At 70.2% G+C, this 15,581-nt stretch carries 13 protein-coding genes; 11 read left to right on the forward strand and 2 right to left on the reverse strand.

Features of this window, described 5'->3' with window-relative positions; all coding sequences use genetic code 11:
* Window positions 1-99: 99 nt before the first annotated feature.
* Complete coding sequence (gene mqo, locus ACT3UN_RS00930) at window positions 100-1,602, forward strand: malate dehydrogenase (quinone) (protein ID WP_444655795.1); 1,503 nt, start codon at window positions 100-102, stop codon at window positions 1,600-1,602.
* Window positions 1,603-1,624: 22 nt separating this feature from the next.
* Complete coding sequence (cobA, locus tag ACT3UN_RS00935) at window positions 1,625-2,638, forward strand: uroporphyrinogen-III C-methyltransferase (protein ID WP_441578728.1); 1,014 nt, start codon at window positions 1,625-1,627, stop codon at window positions 2,636-2,638.
* A 41-nt stretch (window positions 2,639-2,679) separates the two neighbouring features.
* On the opposite strand, the gene yaaA is transcribed toward cobA, so the two are convergent.
* Complete coding sequence (gene yaaA / locus ACT3UN_RS00940) at window positions 2,680-3,459, reverse strand: peroxide stress protein YaaA (RefSeq protein ID WP_441578729.1); 780 nt, start codon at window positions 3,457-3,459, stop codon at window positions 2,680-2,682.
* 51 nt (window positions 3,460-3,510) lie between these two features.
* Here yaaA and ACT3UN_RS00945 point away from each other — a divergent pair, with 51 nt between their 5' ends.
* On the forward strand, window positions 3,511-5,265 hold the full coding sequence (locus ACT3UN_RS00945; RefSeq protein WP_444655797.1) for a proline--tRNA ligase: 1,755 nt from the start codon (window positions 3,511-3,513) through the stop codon (window positions 5,263-5,265).
* 324 nt (window positions 5,266-5,589) lie between these two features.
* On the opposite strand, the gene ACT3UN_RS00950 is transcribed toward ACT3UN_RS00945, so the two are convergent.
* Window positions 5,590-6,597: a hypothetical protein gene (locus tag ACT3UN_RS00950; protein WP_444655799.1), complete on the reverse strand. Its 1,008-nt coding sequence runs from the start codon at window positions 6,595-6,597 to the stop codon at window positions 5,590-5,592.
* 3 nt (window positions 6,598-6,600) lie between these two features.
* Between ACT3UN_RS00950 and rimP the strand changes: the two genes are divergently transcribed.
* The 8 genes from rimP to ACT3UN_RS00990 all read left to right on the forward strand — a co-directional run bounded on the left by rimP (window position 6,601) and on the right by ACT3UN_RS00990 (window position 15,571).
* Window positions 6,601-7,158, forward strand: coding sequence for a ribosome maturation factor RimP (rimP, locus tag ACT3UN_RS00955; protein WP_301444236.1), 558 nt, complete (start codon window positions 6,601-6,603; stop codon window positions 7,156-7,158).
* Window positions 7,155-8,264 (forward strand): transcription termination factor NusA, encoded by a 1,110-nt coding sequence (gene nusA / locus ACT3UN_RS00960; protein WP_444655801.1) that lies wholly within the window; start codon window positions 7,155-7,157, stop codon window positions 8,262-8,264. Before rimP ends, nusA begins: the two co-directional genes overlap by 4 nt.
* A gap of 132 nt (window positions 8,265-8,396) precedes the next feature.
* Window positions 8,397-8,807 carry a YlxR family protein gene (locus tag ACT3UN_RS00965; RefSeq protein WP_441578732.1) on the forward strand — a complete coding sequence of 137 codons (411 nt, stop codon included), beginning with the start codon at window positions 8,397-8,399 and terminating at the stop codon, window positions 8,805-8,807.
* Window positions 8,808-8,932: 125 nt separating this feature from the next.
* Window positions 8,933-11,908: a translation initiation factor IF-2 gene (gene infB / locus ACT3UN_RS00970; RefSeq protein WP_444655803.1), complete on the forward strand. Its 2,976-nt coding sequence runs from the start codon at window positions 8,933-8,935 to the stop codon at window positions 11,906-11,908.
* Window positions 11,909-12,099: 191 nt separating this feature from the next.
* A complete protein-coding gene (gene rbfA, locus ACT3UN_RS00975; RefSeq protein WP_301443632.1) occupies window positions 12,100-12,543 on the forward strand; it encodes a 30S ribosome-binding factor RbfA in 444 nt (147 codons plus the stop codon).
* Window positions 12,540-13,889 carry an MATE family efflux transporter gene (locus tag ACT3UN_RS00980; protein WP_444655805.1) on the forward strand — a complete coding sequence of 450 codons (1,350 nt, stop codon included), beginning with the start codon at window positions 12,540-12,542 and terminating at the stop codon, window positions 13,887-13,889. Before rbfA ends, ACT3UN_RS00980 begins: the two co-directional genes overlap by 4 nt.
* Window positions 13,890-13,925: 36 nt before the next feature.
* Window positions 13,926-14,813 carry a metallophosphoesterase family protein gene (locus tag ACT3UN_RS00985; RefSeq protein ID WP_441578735.1) on the forward strand — a complete coding sequence of 296 codons (888 nt, stop codon included), beginning with the start codon at window positions 13,926-13,928 and terminating at the stop codon, window positions 14,811-14,813.
* A complete protein-coding gene (locus ACT3UN_RS00990; RefSeq protein ID WP_444655807.1) occupies window positions 14,810-15,571 on the forward strand; it encodes a 4'-phosphopantetheinyl transferase family protein in 762 nt (253 codons plus the stop codon). Before ACT3UN_RS00985 ends, ACT3UN_RS00990 begins: the two co-directional genes overlap by 4 nt.
* The last annotated feature ends 10 nt before the right edge of the window (window positions 15,572-15,581 follow it).

Raw genomic sequence — 15,581 nt, forward strand, 5'->3', positions numbered from 1 at the left:
CGGGACGTATCATCGCACCATTGTGGACGCCGCGTGTGGTTTATGGGACTGCCCTTGGGGCAGCCCGGACGATCACCGGGTTGCGGCGAACAAGCAGCGATGAAAAGGATTGAGCTTAACGTGTCACCTTCCCAGAATGATCACGTCGACGTCGCCCTCATCGGCGCCGGTGTCATCTCCACCACCCTGTCCGTGATGCTGCGTCAGCTCCAGCCCGACTGGAGCCAGCTGATCATCGAGCGCATGGACGTCCCCGGGGCAGAGTCCTCCTCGCCGTGGAACAACGCCGGCACCGGCCACTCGGCCCTGTGCGAGCTCAACTACACGCCCGAGGTCAACGGCAAGATCGACATCTCCAAGGCCGTGGGCATCAACGAGAAGTTCCAGGCCTCCCGCCAGTTCTGGTCCTACCTCGTGGAGAACGGCACCCTGGGCGAGCCCAGCGAGTGGATCAACAAGACCCCGCACACCTCCTTTGGCCACGGCGCGGCACAGGTGGACTACATCAAGGCCCGCTACGAGGCCCTGAAGGACCACCCGCTGTTCCCGAACATGCACTACACCGACTCGGAGGAGGTCTTCTCCGAGAAGCTTCCGCTGATGGCCGACGGCCGTGACTTCCACGAGCCGGTCGCGATCTCCTGGACGGACGCCGGCACGGACATCAACTACGGTGCCCTGACCCGCCAGTACCTCGACGCCGTCACGGCCGAGGGCGTGGATGTGCGCTACGGCAACGAGGTCACCAACATCACCCGCGAGGGCTCCGGCTGGAAGATCGCCGTGAAGAACCTGCACAACGGCGACAAGTCCACCGTGCACGCGAACTTCGTGTTCGTCGGCGCCGGCGGAATGGCCCTGCCGCTGCTGCAGAAGGCCGGCATTCCGGAGATCCGCGGCTACGCCGGTTTCCCGATCTCCGGCGAGTGGCTGCGCTGCACCAACGAGGAGCTCATCGAGCAGCACTCGGCGAAGGTGTACGGCAAGGCCGCCAAGGGCGCCCCGCCGATGTCGGTGCCGCACCTGGACACCCGCATCATCGACGGCAAGAAGGGCCTGCTGTTCGGCCCGTACGCCGGCTGGACGCCGAAGTTCCTGAAGAACGGTTCGCTGCTGGACCTGTTCAAGTCCCTGCGCCCGGGCAACATCCCGTCCTACCTGGGTGTCGCCGCCCAGGAGATGGGGCTCACGAAGTACCTCGTCGAGGAGCTGCTGAAGGACCAGGCCGCCCGCGTGGAGTCGCTGCGCGAGTACATGCCCAACGTCGACGGCAAGGACTGGGAGCTGGTCACCGCCGGTCAGCGCGTCCAGGTCATCAAGCCGATCGGTGCGCCGAAGTTCGGTTCGCTGGAGTTCGGCACCGCGCTGATCAACTCCGGTGACGGCTCGATCGCCGGCCTGATGGGTGCCTCCCCGGGCGCCTCCATCGCCCCCTCGGCGATGATCGAGGTGCTGGAGCGCTGCTTCGGCAACCGCATGGCAGACTGGGCCCCGAAGCTCAAGGAGATGATCCCCTCCTACGGCGGACGCATCTCCAAGGACACCGCGCTGTTCAACGAGCAGTGGGAGCGCAGCCAGAAGACCCTGAAGCTCGGCGACTAGCAGGGGACTAGACTGCACGACCATGAGTCTTGTGTTGACCGGTGTGCCGGTGCTCGTGGTGGACGGCCCGGACGCGGCCGTCACCGCCGAGCTGCTTCGTGACCAGGGGGCCGTCCCCACGGTGGGACGTGCCGGGGACGTACCGGGGGACGCGCATTTCGCGCTGGTGCGCGTACCCGCGGCCACCGCGCAGGACGCAGCGTCCGACGCCGTCGCCTGGGCCGCCGCACACGGCGTCCCGGTGGACGACCGGCGGGCGGGGGAGACCACCGTCGCGAGTGCCGGCGCTGAAGGCACAGTCACGCTCGTCGGCGGTGGCCCGGGGGACGCCGACCTGGTCACCGTCGCCGGTGTACGCGCGGTGCAGGAGGCCGACGTCGTCCTGGCCGACCACCTCGGCGCGGTGACGCTGGCAGAGGAAGCCGCCGAGCGCGGTGCGGAGGTCATCGACGTGGCCAAGATCCCGTACTCCCGCCAGGTCTCCCAGGACCGCATCAACGAGCTCATGGTCGAGCGCGCGCTGGCCGGTCACCGGGTGGTGCGTCTCAAGGGCGGGGACCCCTACATCTTCGGGCGTGGCCACGAGGAGGTGCAGGCCTGCGTGGACGCCGGTGTGCCCGTGCGGGTGATCCCCGGGGTGACCTCGGTGACCTCCGCGCCGGCGGCGGCCGGGCTCTCCCTGACCCACCGCGGCCTGAACCACGACGTCACGGTCGTGTCCGGCCACGTGCCGCCGGGGCACCCGAAGTCGCTGGTGAACTGGCCGGCGGTCGCGGGGCTGACCGGCACGCTGGTGCTGATCATGGCCGTGCGCAACGCCGGGGCGATCGCCGCGGAACTGGTGGCCCGCGGGCGCGACGCGTCAACGCCGGCGGTCGTGGTGGAGAACGCCTCGACCCCGCAGCAGCGCGTCACCACCGCGACCCTGGACACCCTGGGCTCGACCATCGAGGAGCAGGGACTCGGCTCGCCTGCGATCATCGTCATCGGCGAGGCCGCGGCCCGGCGCATCGACGAAGCGGCGCAGTCCAGCTGATCCGCCGCACGGAAGTGTTACCACTCTCCGGCCGCGAGCGGTCACACCACCAGCGTCAGCGAGTCGGCCGGAGCCTTCCCGGCGCTGTTCGCCTGGTTGACCTCGACGGTCAGCCCGGCGTTGCGGGCGATCTCGGCGACACCCTCCACGTCCCCCGGGGTGGTCAGATCCACGTCCGCCGACGCCAGCTCGCGGGCCAGCAGGCCCTTGTAGTGCTTGTTGAAGTGGCTGACGACCTTGCGTGAGCCGTCCTCCCGCACGGACTCCACCCGCACCGTCACCGCACCGGGCAGGCGTCCGAGCTGGCGGTAGCCGCCGGAGCGCAGGTCCACCACCGTGCCGGGCACCTGCCGCAGCGCCTCGGTCACCGCCGAACCCCAGCGTGCCTTCATCGTCGGCGGCGTGGCCGGGGCGTCCTGCCCCTCGCGGGTCGGCAACTTCGTGCCGGACGAGAGCCGGTAGTGCGGCACCGGGTCGTCCGCGGAGAGCACACCGAAGAGCGCCGACCCCACCCCCAGGCGGGCCCTGGCGGGCACCGAAAGGGTGGTCACGTCGAGGGCGTCGTAGAGCACGCCGGTGTAGCGCCGGATGGCCGGGACGGTGGGGGCGGACAGCAGCCGGGTGTTGGCCTCCGCCTCGCCGCGCAGGGTCTCCGAAATACCGAGAACGTCCAGCGCAGCGTCCGGTTCCAGGGCGGAGAGGTCGGCGATGTTGCGGCGCCGGATCTCGTTCAGTGAGGGAAATGAGAGGGAGTCGAGATCCAGGGCCGGGCCGTCGCCGCCGGACGCCTTCGTTTCGGACGGGGGGAGCAGGATAAACATGCGGTACACCCTAGCGATACACACATACTGCTTTGAACTAGAGTACCGGTCATGATCACCCGGATGTCGTCCCTTTTCCTGCGCACCCTGCGCGACGACCCTGCGGACGCAGAGGTCCCCAGCCACAAGCTTCTGGTGCGTGCCGGGTATATCCGCCGGGCGGCTCCGGGCGTGTACTCCTGGCTGCCGCTGGGCCTGCGGGTGCTGCGCAACGTGGAGAAGGTCGTCCGTGAGGAGATGGCCGCCATCGGCGCCCAGGAGATCAGCCTGCCGGCGCTGCTGCCGCGTGAGGCCTACGAGGCGTCGGGACGCTGGGAGGAGTTCGGCAACTCGCTGTTCCGTCTCAAGGACCGCAAGGGGCAGGACTACCTGCTGGGCCCGACCCACGAGGAGCTGTTCACCTCGTTGGTGAAGGGGGAGTACAACTCCTACAAGGACTTCCCGGTCACCCTGTACCAGATCCAGAACAAGTACCGCGACGAGGAGCGTCCGCGTGCCGGCATCCTGCGCGGCCGTGAGTTCATCATGAAGGACTCCTACTCCTTCACCATGGATGATGAGGGCCTTGAGCAGGCCTACCAGGCGCACCGTCGCGCCTACCAGGCGGTCTTCGACCGGCTGGGCGTGGAGTACGCGATCTGTGCGGCCACGTCCGGCGCGATGGGTGGCTCGGCCTCCGAGGAGTTCCTGGCGATCTCCCCGAACGGCGAGGACACCTTCGTGCGCGCCACCGACGGCGACTACGCCGCCAACGTCGAGGCCGTCGTGACCCCGCACCCGCAGGAGCGTGAGGTGGACGGGCTGCCCGAGGCCACGGTGTACGAGACACCGGACGCCCCGACGATGGACTCGCTCGTGCAGTGGGCACGCACCGAGGGCATCACGGTCGACGGTCGGGAGGTGCAGCTCACCGACACGCTCAAGTGCCTGCTGGTCAAGGTCACCGAGCCCGGCGGCGAGCCGGAGCTCACCGGTGTCCTGCTGCCCGGTGACCGCGAGGCCGACATGAAGCGCCTGGAGGCCTCGCTGGAGCCGGCGACGGTGGAGCTCGCCGACGACAAGGACTTCGCCGCCAACCCCTTCCTGGCCAAGGGCTACGTCGGCCCGCGGGGCCTGGCGGACAACGACGTGCGCGTGCTCGCCGACCCGTGCATCGTGACCGGCACGTCCTGGATCACCGGGGCGGACAAGGCCAACCACCACGTGGTCAACATGGTCGCCGGACGCGACTTCACCCCGGACGGCTACGTCGAGGCCGCCAACGTGCGCGAGGGCGACGAGGCACCGGAGGGCATGGGCACGCTCACCTTGGAGCGCGGCATCGAGATCGGCCACATCTTCCAGCTCGGCCGCAAGTACACCGAGGCCTTCGACGTGCAGATCCTGGACGTCAACGGCAAGCGCTCGGTGCCCACGATGGGCTCCTACGGCCTGGGCGTCTCCCGGCTGATCGCGGTGCTCGCCGAGCAGATGCACGACGACAAGGGTCTGCGCTGGCCCAGCGAGGTCGCCCCCTACGACGTGCACGTGGTCATCGCCAACAAGGACGCCGCCGCCGGCGAGGCCGCCGAGAACCTGACCGCCAAGCTGGCCGAGGCCGGCCTGGAGGTGCTGTTCGACGACCGCCCGAAGGTCAGCCCCGGCGTGAAGTTCAAGGACGCCGAGCTGCTGGGCGTGCCCCTGGTGTTCGTGGTCGGCCGCGGTTTCGCCGAGGGCACCGTGGAACTGCGCAACCGGCTCACCGGCGACGTGGACAACATCGCCTACACCACCGCGGTGGACCTCTTCCTGGAGCGCCGCGGCTAGACGTCCCGCCCGTCCGGGCCCTCCCACCTTGAGCCCTCAGGTCGCTCGCGCGGCCCTGGGGCGACCTGTACGCTCAAGGTGCACACAGCACGCCACGAGTCGTGAGGAGGTGAGAGTCTCGGACAGGAATACGTCACACTTTTCCCGCCTCGCGGGGAGCCGGAAGATGGACCCGGAGCAGCTTCAGGAGCACCTGAAGCTACGCACCAGGGCCCGACGGATCCCCGACAAGAAGAAGCAGAACGAGCGAAGGGCCTGCCGGAACACCCGGCGGGCCCTTCCCGCGTCTGTGACCGCCTGTGCGGAGCCGGCTACCGGGACCGCCTACTCGCCGCGCACGCTGACGTCGAGCGGATCCTGGCCCAGGGCGTCCTCCAGGGCGGCCTCCGCACGTGCGGACATGGCGCACAGGGTGGCGACCAGGGCACGGTCGGCGTCGTCGACCTCGTCCACGGCATCGCGCAGGGCGACCGTGACGGCGTGGACGGCCTCGAGCAGGGTGCCCGCGGCCGAGGACGAGTCCGTGGGCGGGGTGAAGTCGTCCGGGGTGCTGTAGCCGACGTCGGCGGCGACCCCGGAGGCAGCGGTGAGCTCGTCGCGCACGGTGCGCATCCGGCTGGCCACGGTGGTGACCGTGGAGCGGTTGGACCCGGCGACCGGCAGTACCACGCCGGAGAGGTACACCGCCTGGTTGACCAGTTCGGTGGCCGGGGCCAGCGCCTGCGCGGTCTGCTCGGAGACCTCGCCGTCTTCACCGATACCGCCGAAGCCGAGGTCGAGGAGCTCCTGGTCGATGGCGCTGCCACCGGCGGTGGAGTCGTCGAGGGTGGCCAGTGCGGCGAAGAGCCCGGTGAGCAGGACGGCCCGGCCGCGTTCGGCGTCGTCGTCCGGGGCGGTGTCGCTGTCGGCGTCCTCGCGTTCGATGAGCCGCAGCATCAACTCACGGACGTCGTTGACGTCCGTCGCCTCCCCGGTGCTTCCCCCGGTCGGCTCGCAGCCCTCGGGCGGCTGCCCGTCACGGTCGGTGCCGCACAGTCGCACGATCTCGTCGTTGAGGGCGTCGACCTGTTCGGTGAAGATCGCCGTCCCCCCGGCGGCGTCGGTGCCCTCCAACTCGCCCAGCTGGGCCACGAGCGACTCCAGGCCCTGGTCGGGGCGGGGCGGTTCGCTGGAGCAGGCGGTCAGCGCGCCACCGGTGGCCCCGATGGCCAACGTCGCGGCGACGGCGACGACAGGTCGGACGAGGCGCCCGGGGTGTCGGGCGGGGGACGGGGTGGGATCGCTGGCGTGCACGGTCCCATAGTGCCATCCCGCACCGGTGATAGTCTTCACGGCATGGCTTTCCCTTCTGAACAGGACCTCGCCGAGGTCATCTCCCCGTTGGCCGCGCAGCTCGGCCTCGACCTCGAATCGATCACCGTGACCAGGGCGGGGGCGAAGTCGGCGGTGCGTGTCGCCGTCGACGCCGACGACCGTCCGGACCTCGACCAGCTCGAGGAGCTCAGTCGGGAGGTCTCGGCGGAGTTCGACGCGCGTGAGACGTCCGGCGCGCTGCGCTTCGGCCCGGGGTACACCTTCGAGGTGACCACCCCGGGGCTGGACACGCCGCTGACGCAGCTGCGGCACTTCCGTCGCAACGTCGGACGACTGGTGTCAGTGGGCGGCGAGGCCGCGCGCGTCGCCGCGGTGGAGCAGGAAGACGACACCGTGTGGCTGGTCCTGGACGGCGAGGGCAAGAAGGCCGCCCCCCGCGTCGAGCCCCGCGGATTGGCCTCGGTGGCCGGTGCTTTGGTAGAAGTTGAGTTTTCCGAGCCCCCGGCGGACCAACGTGAGCTGGTGGGCCTTGATCCCGAGAAGTACCGTGCGCTGCACGCGCAGAAGGACGACAAGTGAAAATTGACCTGAGTGCCCTGACCGCCCTGGAGAACATCGAGCACGTGCGCCGCAGCGCGTTGCTGGGGGCGATCTCCGCGGCCCTGCTGGACTCCTACCGGGAGCTGACCAAGGTGGACGGGCCGGCCCGTGTCGAGATCGACCGGACCGACGGCACCGTCACGGTGCTGCGTGTGGAGCGTGACGAGGACGGCAACGTCACCGGGCAGTTCGACGACACCCCGGAGGACTTCGGCCGGGCGGCGGCCAAGGCCGTGCGCGACGCGATCCGTGGTCAGATCAACATCGCCCGGGCGGACTCCACGTACACCCGCTACGCGGATCTGGAGGGCACGGTGGTCTCCGGTGTCGTCAACCGTGACGCCCGCGCCAACGACCGCGGCATCACCGTGGTCCACCTGGGTACCGAGGCCGACGGGCAGGACGGCCTGATCCTGGCCGCCGAGCACATGCCCGGCGAGAAGCTGGAGCACGGCGACCGGGTGAAGTGCTTCGTCACCGCGGTGAACAAGGGGCAGCGTGGGGTGCAGATCCTGCTGTCGCGCACGCACCCGGAGCTGGTGCGTGGCCTGTTCGCCCTCGAGGTCCCGGAGGTCGCCGACGGGTCGGTGGACATCACCGCGATCGCCCGTGAGGCCGGCCACCGCTCGAAGATCGCCGTGACCTCCACGGTCAACGGCCTCAACGCCAAGGGTGCCTGCATCGGCCCGCGCGGCCAGCGTGTCACCGCGATCATGGAGGCGCTCGGCGGGGAGAAGATCGACATCGTCGACCACTCCGACAAGCCGGACGTGTACGTGGGCAACGCCCTGGCACCGTCGAAGGTGGTGCGTGTGGACGTCACCGACCACGACATGCAGGTCGCCCGCGCGATCGTGCCGGACCACCAGCTGTCGCTGGCGATCGGCAAGGAGGGCCAGAACGCCCGCCTGGCCGCCCGGCTAACCGGCTGGAAGATCGACATCCGCCCCGAGTCCGACCCCGACGGCGGCGAGGAGGGCGACCGTGGCGTCCGGCAGGACCGTGCCGACAGTGCCGACGGTGCCGACCGTGACGCGGACGAGCAGAGCGGGAACCAGCTCGGCGACCCGGTGGCGCAGGTCTGACACGCCTGTAATTCAGCGTCCGCACAGGTGGGGGACGTGCGGGGCACCCCGTCGTCGTGGCGGTTGGCCCCGCGGGGCTGTCGCACGTTAGACTGTGTATCGGTCTGACGGCGAGGAGAATAGAGGTTGCACGTGTCTGATCGTGTCACCACCGCCTCGTCGGATGCGGGTCCCCAGCGGACCTGCATCGCCACCCGTGCCGTCCGTCCCGCGTCCGCGCTCCTGCGCTGTGTCGCGGTGAGGGACGTCACCGGTGGGGGAGAGGGCACGACTCGTGTCGTGCCCGATCCCGGACGGCGCCTGCCGGGCCGTGGTGCGTGGATCACCGCGGACGTCAAGGCGTACGAGACCGCCGTACAGCGCCGGGCTTTTGTCCGGGCGCTGAAAGTGTCCGCCGACGTGGACACGACCCCTGTACTGGAGTTCCTGAACACCCGCCCCCGTGGTGGACGTGGGAACGTGCCGGGGCCGTCGACGGGTCGGCAGTCACCGCATCTGACCACCAGCCCGGTGGCCGAGAAGGAAAAGGAAACCGATTACTGATGAGCGCACGATGAAGCAGCATCAGCGATGAGTGTCCAACTGACCTGGAGTCGTACGTAGTCGACCTCGTGGAGTGAAGATCCACGGGCCACCGGCCTGCGACTCCGACATAACGAAGGAGAGCAGTGCCCGGAAAGCTACGTGTCCATGAGCTGGCTAAGCAGCTCGGAACGACAAGCAAGGAACTTCTCGCCACGCTCAAGGAGCAGGGTGAGTTCGTGAAGTCGGCGTCCTCGACGGTGGAACCGCCGGTCGTCAAGAAGATGAAGAACCACTACGGCGCGTCCGCCGAGTCCAAGCAGGACGGCGCCGACGGCGCAGCCCTGCCGGACCTGAGCGGTCAGCCGACCGCCCAGGCGTCCGGCGACGCCGCAGCGGCGAAGCCGGGGCCCGCAACCTCGGCGAAGCCCGGTGCCGCAAAGCCCGGCGCCAAGCCGGGTCCCGCGACCTCGGCGAAGCCCGGTGCCGCAAAGCCCGGTGCGAAGCCTGCCGCGAAGCCCACCCCTGCCCAGGCACGTCCGGCCACCCCGGCCGACGAGGCTCCTGCGCAGGACACGTCTGCAGCCACCACCCCGGCCGCGACGCCTGCCGACGCCAAGACCGACGCCAAGCCTGCCGCGAAGCCGGCGGCAGAGCGTCCGAAGCCGGGTGCGGCGAAGCCCGCCCCCAAGCCCGCCGCGAAGTCCGCCGAGGCGACGCCCGCCTCCGCGCAGGACGCCGCGTCGTCCAAGCCGGGCCCGCGCCCGGGGCCGAAGCCGGGCGGTGCCCGTCCGGGTGCCAAGCCGGGCCCGAAGCCCGGTGGACGCGCCCCGCGCGTGGCCAACAACCCCTTCTCCTCCGGCACGGAGCGTCCCGCACCGCGCCCGCAGGCAGGTCAGGGTGGCCAGGGCGGTCAGGGCTCCAAGTCCGACATGCCTCGTCCCGGTGGTTCCACCGGTCGTCCGGCACCGCGTCCGGGCGGTAGCGGCGCAGCGAAGCCGGGTGGGCGTCGTCCCAGTCCCGCCTCGATGCCCAGCCACCCGAGCCCCGGGCAGATGCCGGCGAAGGCCAGCACCGGTGGCGGCGGCGGTCGTGGCCGTGGCGGCCAGGGCAGCACCGGATCCGGTGGACCCGGTGGTCCCCGCGGCGCACGCGGCGGACGTCGTGGCGGTACCGCAGGTGCCTTCGGCCGTCCCGGTGGCGCACCGCGTCGCGGACGTAAGTCGAAGCGGCAGAAGCGTAACGAGTACGAGGCGATGCAGGCCCCGAGCGTGGTCGGTGGCGTCAAGCTGCCGAACGGCAAGGGCGCGAAGATTCGCCTGCGCCGTGGCGCGTCGCTGTCCGACTTCGCCGAGAAGATCAACGCCGATCCGGCCGCACTGGTCCAGGCGATGTTCAACCTCGGCGAGATGGTCACCGCGACCGCCTCTGTCCCGGACGACACGCTGAAGCTGCTCGGTGACGAGATGGCGTACTCCGTGGAGGTCGTCTCCCCGGAGGACGAGGACCGTGAGCTGCTGAAGTCCTTCGACCTGCAGTTCGGTGAGGACGTCGGTGGTCGTGAGGACCTCCAGCACCGTTCCCCGGTGGTCACCGTCATGGGTCACGTCGACCACGGTAAGACCCGCCTGCTCGACACGGTCCGCAAGACCAACGTCGGTGGCGGCGAGGCCGGCGGCATCACCCAGCACATCGGTGCCTACCAGGTGCCGGTCGAGGTCAACGGTGACGAGCGTCTGCTCACATTGCTGGACACCCCCGGTCACGAGGCGTTCACCGCCATGCGTGCCCGTGGTGCCAAGGCGACGGACATCGCGATCCTCGTGGTCGCCGCGGACGACGGCGTGATGCCGCAGACGGTCGAGGCGATCAACCACGCCAAGGCCGCCGACGTCCCGGTCGTGGTCGCGGTGAACAAGATCGACAAGGAGGGCGCGTCCCCGGAGAAGATCCGTGGCCAGCTCACCGAGTACGGTCTGGTCCCCGAGGAGTACGGCGGCGACACCATGTTCGTCGACATCTCGGCCAAGCAGGGCACGAACATCGAGGACCTCCTCGAGGCCGTCGTCCTGACCGCCGACGCCTCGCTCGAGCTCGTCGCCAACCCGGACATGCCCGCCCAGGGTGTCGCCATCGAGGCGCACCTGGACCGCGGTCGTGGCCCGGTCGCCAACGTCATCATCCAGCGCGGTACGCTGCGCGTCGGTGACTCCATCGTCGTCGGTGACGCCCACGGTCGTGTGCGCCGCATGGTCGACGAGCACGGCGACGACGTCAAGGCCGCAGGCCCGTCGATGCCGGTGCAGGTCCTGGGCCTCACCAGCGTCTCCGGTGCAGGCGACAACCTGCTCGCCGTGGACGACGACCGGACCGCCCGGCAGATCGCCGACCAGCGCAACGCCCGTCGCCGCAACGCGATGCAGGCCCGGTCCCGCAAGCGGATCAGCCTGGAGGACCTGGACAAGGTGCTCAAGGAGACCAGCCAGCTCAACCTCATCCTCAAGGGCGACAACGCCGGTACGGTCGAGGCGCTGGAGGACTCCCTGCTGCAGATCGAGGTCGACGACGAGGTCAGCCTGAACATCATCGACCGCGGTGTGGGTGCTGTCACCCAGACCAACGTCGACCTGGCTGCCGCGTCCGACGCGATCATCATCGGCTTCAACGTCCGTGCGGAGGGCAAGGCCACCGAGGTCGCCAACTCCGAGGGCGTGGAGATCCGGTACTACTCGGTCATCTACGACGCCATCGACGAGGTGGAGCAGGCTCTCAAGGGCATGCTCAAGCCGGTCTACGAGGAGCGCGAGGTCGGTACCGCCGAGATCCGTCAGCTGTTCAAGGCCTCCGCCGTCGGCCTCATCGCCGGTTCGATGGTCCAGACGGGCAAGATGCGCCGCAACGCGCAGATCCGCCTGATCCGCGACGGCAGCGTGGTGACCGAGAAGGCCACCATCGAGTCCCTGCGCCGCGAGAAGGACGACGTCACCGAGGTCAGCCACGGTTACGAGTGCGGTATGGTCCTGTCCTACCCGGACATCCAGGTCGGCGACACGATCCAGGCCTACGAGCTGGTCGAGGTCCCGCGCGAGGACGTCAAGAAGGACAAGAAGGACGGCAAGTAGAGTCAGCCGCAGCCTTCGGGCCTGCCGGGAGCCCTGATCCCCGGCGCACCACCGGCCCCGTCCCGTCGAGGTGACTCACCCATGAGTCCCCCGCGGGGCGGGGTCGGGTCGTGTCTGCCGTGCCACCGACTAGAATCAACCCGTAAGAAGTCCACCGGACCCACAGCGTCCAGGAAGAAGGGGAGCCCCAGATGGCTGACCACGCCCGCGCCGCCCGTATGGCGAAGCGCATCATGACCATCGTCGCCTCGGCGATCGAGCGCGACGTGAAGGACCCGCGGCTGGAGTTCGTCACCGTGACGGACTGCCGGGTCACCGGCGACCTGCACGACGCCACGGTGTTCTACACCGTGCGCGGACGCACCGTCGACGAGGAGCCGGACACCGCCGCGGCCGCCGAGGCGCTGCACCGCGCCCGCGGCCAGCTGCGCAAGATCGTCGGCGACCAGCTGTCGGTGCGCTTCACCCCCACGCTGCGCTTCGAACTCGACACCGTGCCGGAGGCCTCGGCGCACCTGGAGGAGCTGCTCGCGAAGGCCCGCGACATCGACTCGCGTGTGCGCGCGCAGGCCGAAGGCGCCACCCCGGCCGGCGAGGCGGACCCCTACAAGTCGGCCGACGAGCCGGAGGAGTGAGCACCACCCCACCCGGCTCGGCCAACGACGTGAGGGCGGACACCCGGACCATCCTCGGTCTGGCGTGGCCCGCCCTCGCGGTGTTGGCGGCCACCCCGCTGTACCTGTTGTGGGACACCGCCGTCGTCGGACGCCTCGGCGCGTCCGAACTCGCCGCCCTGGCGGCCGGCGCGACGGTACTCGCGCAGGTCACCGTCCAGCTGACGTTCCTGTCCTACGGGACGACGGCGCGGGCGGCGCGGAGGCACGGTGCCGGGGACACCCCCGGCGCCGTGTCCGAGGGCATCCAGGCGTCCTGGGTGGCGGTGGCCGTCGGCGCGGTGCTGGCGGTGCTGGTGGCGGTCTTCGCCACCCCGGTGACCGCGGCGCTGACCGGTGGCGGTGAGGGGTCTCCCGTCGCCGCCGAGGCGGCGCGCTGGTTGCGCGTGACCTCGCTGTCGGTGATCCCGGCGCTGCTGACCATGGCCGGCAACGGTTGGCTGCGCGGGGTGGCGAACACCCGCGCCCCGTTGTACTTCACCCTGGCCGGCGTGCTGCCGATGGTCGTCACGGTGCCGTGGGCGGTCGACCGTTTCGGTCTGGTCGGCTCGGCGTACGCCAACGTGCTCGGCGAGGTGATCACGGCGTCCTGCTTCGTGGTGTGCCTGGTGCGCACCTGGCGCCGCGAGGGCGACGGGCGGCCGGTCACCCCGAGCTGGGCGGTGATCCGTCCGCAGCTGTCGATGGGACGCGACCTGATCCTGCGCTCGATGAGTTTCCAGGTGGCGTTCCTGTCCGCCGCGGCAGTGGCCGGACGGATGGGGGAGTCGTCCCTGGCGGCCCACCAGGTGATGCTGCAGCTGTGGAACTTCCTGACGCTGGTGCTGGACTCGGTGGCGGTGGCCGCGCAGGCCCTCGTCGGTGCCGCGCTGGGCTCGGCCTCGGTGCGGACCGCCTGGCGGGTGGGCAACCAGGTGCTGCGGTTCTCCGTGGGTGCCGGTCTGGTGCTCGCCGGGCTGCTGGCGGCCTGGGCGCACGTCATCCCCCGGTTGTTCACCACGGACGACACGGTGCTCTCCACGATGTGGGGGCCGTGGTGGATCCTGGTGGCGATGGTCGCTCTCGGCGGAGTCGTCTTCGCCATCGACGGTGTGCTGCTGGGCGCGGGGGACGTAGCGTTCCTGCGGACCGCGTCGATAGTTTCGGTACTGGTGGGTTTCCTGCCCGGCGTGTGGTTGTCCTTCGCCTTCGACCTCGGGCTGACCGGGGTGTGGTGCGGGCTGCTGGCCTTCATCGTGATCCGGTTGGCCGCGGTGGTGTGGCGCTACCGCAGCGGGCGGTGGACCCGGGCACCGGGAGTGACGTAAGAGACTGAAGTGACTAGAGTGGTCAGGGTGATTGGCGTGGAGGACGAGACGGACGGCAACCCCGACGGCAAACCCGGAGCGAACCCGGGCGGGCGCACGCGTACGCTCTGGGCCGTCTCGGACCTGCACGTGGCCGCCCGCGGCAACCGCGAACTGGTCGACGAGACCGTGCGCCCGCGTCATCCCGGCGACTGGTTGATCGTCGCCGGCGACGTCGCCGAACGCACCTCCACGATCCTGGACGTGCTGCGCGAACTCTCCGAACGCTTCGCCCAGGTCATCTGGGTGCCCGGCAACCACGAACTGTTCTCCCGCGCCGCCGACGAGGTCCACGCCGAGGAGAAGTACGAGGAGCTCGTGAAGGGCTGCCAGGCGATGGGCGTGCTCACCCCGGAGGACCCCTACCCGCGCTTCGCCGGACGCACGGTGGTGCCCATGTTCACCCTCTACGACCACTCCTGGCGCGACCCGCTGGTCAGCGTGGAGTCCGCGCTGTCGGCGGCGGAGGGCAACGGGGTGGTGTTCACCGACCAGGTCGCCATCGCACCCTATGTGGACGTTCCGCTCTGGTGCCAGCGTCGGCTGGGTTACACTGTGCGGCGACTGTCGAAGGTCTCGGGGCCGACGGTGCTGGTCAACCACTGGCCGCTGGTGCGTGAGGTGACCTCGCGTCTGCGGCTGCCGGAGGTGGCGTTGTGGTCGGGAAGCCGGCACACGCAGGACTGGCCGGTACGTTTCGGTGCCGAGACCGTCGTCTACGGGCACCTGCACATCCCGGTCGTGACCGAGGTGGACGGTGTCCGTCATGTCGAGGTGTCGCTGGGCTACCCCCGGGAGCGCGAGCGGACCCTCGAACAGCGCCGCGAACGGGACCTCTGGCCGTACCCGGTGCTGACCGACAACACCGGAGAGGAAGCGGGATGATCATCGCAGCCCCCTACGTCGCCGTGGGCCTCGGCGACTCCGACCGCGCCCCGGTGGTGCCCCGGGACGTCGTCCCGCCGGACGCCGGCCTGGTGGAGTACCACCCCGGCGACCTCATCGACCTGGCCCACTACGAGGAACTGGACGACGACGAGCGCCGCATCGTCGGCGCCGCGGTGGACTCGCGCAGGTCCGAGTTCGGCGACGGTCGCTGGTGCGCCCACCGCGCGCTGCGCGGACTCGGCGTGGACGGCCCGATCCTGCGCGGCGACAAGGGGATGCCGCTGTTCCCGGACCACGTCACCGGCACGATCTCGCACACCCGCGGGCTGCGCGTGGCACTCGTGGCGCGCACCGACCGGTGGCGCAGTCTCGGGCTGGACGTCGAGGTCGCCCAACGCCTGCCGGACGGCGTGCTGTCCGCGGTGAGTTCCGCGCGCGAACGCCGCTCACTGCAGCGCGCCGCGCAGCGCGCCCCGGGACGCTCGCTGGGCACCGTGCTGTTCAGTGCCAAGGAGGCGGTGTACAAGGCATGGTTCCCCGTGGTGGGACGCTTCCTGGACTTCGACGAGGTCGAGCTGCAGCTCGACGTCGCCGACACCTTCGGCGCCGCCGCCTCGTCCGCCGCCTCGTCCCCTGAGGTCGGCGGCCGCTGGCACGCCCGGGTGCTCTCGCAGCCCACCCCGCTGCCCTCCCTGAGCGGTCACTGGGTGATCCGCGACGGCTACGTGGTCACCGTCTGCGCGATCCCCAACTGACCGGGGTCTT

Origin of the sequence: Corynebacterium sp. AOP12-C2-36, from assembly GCF_052379185.1 — a bacterium.
GTDB lineage: Bacteria > Actinomycetota > Actinomycetes > Mycobacteriales > Mycobacteriaceae > Corynebacterium.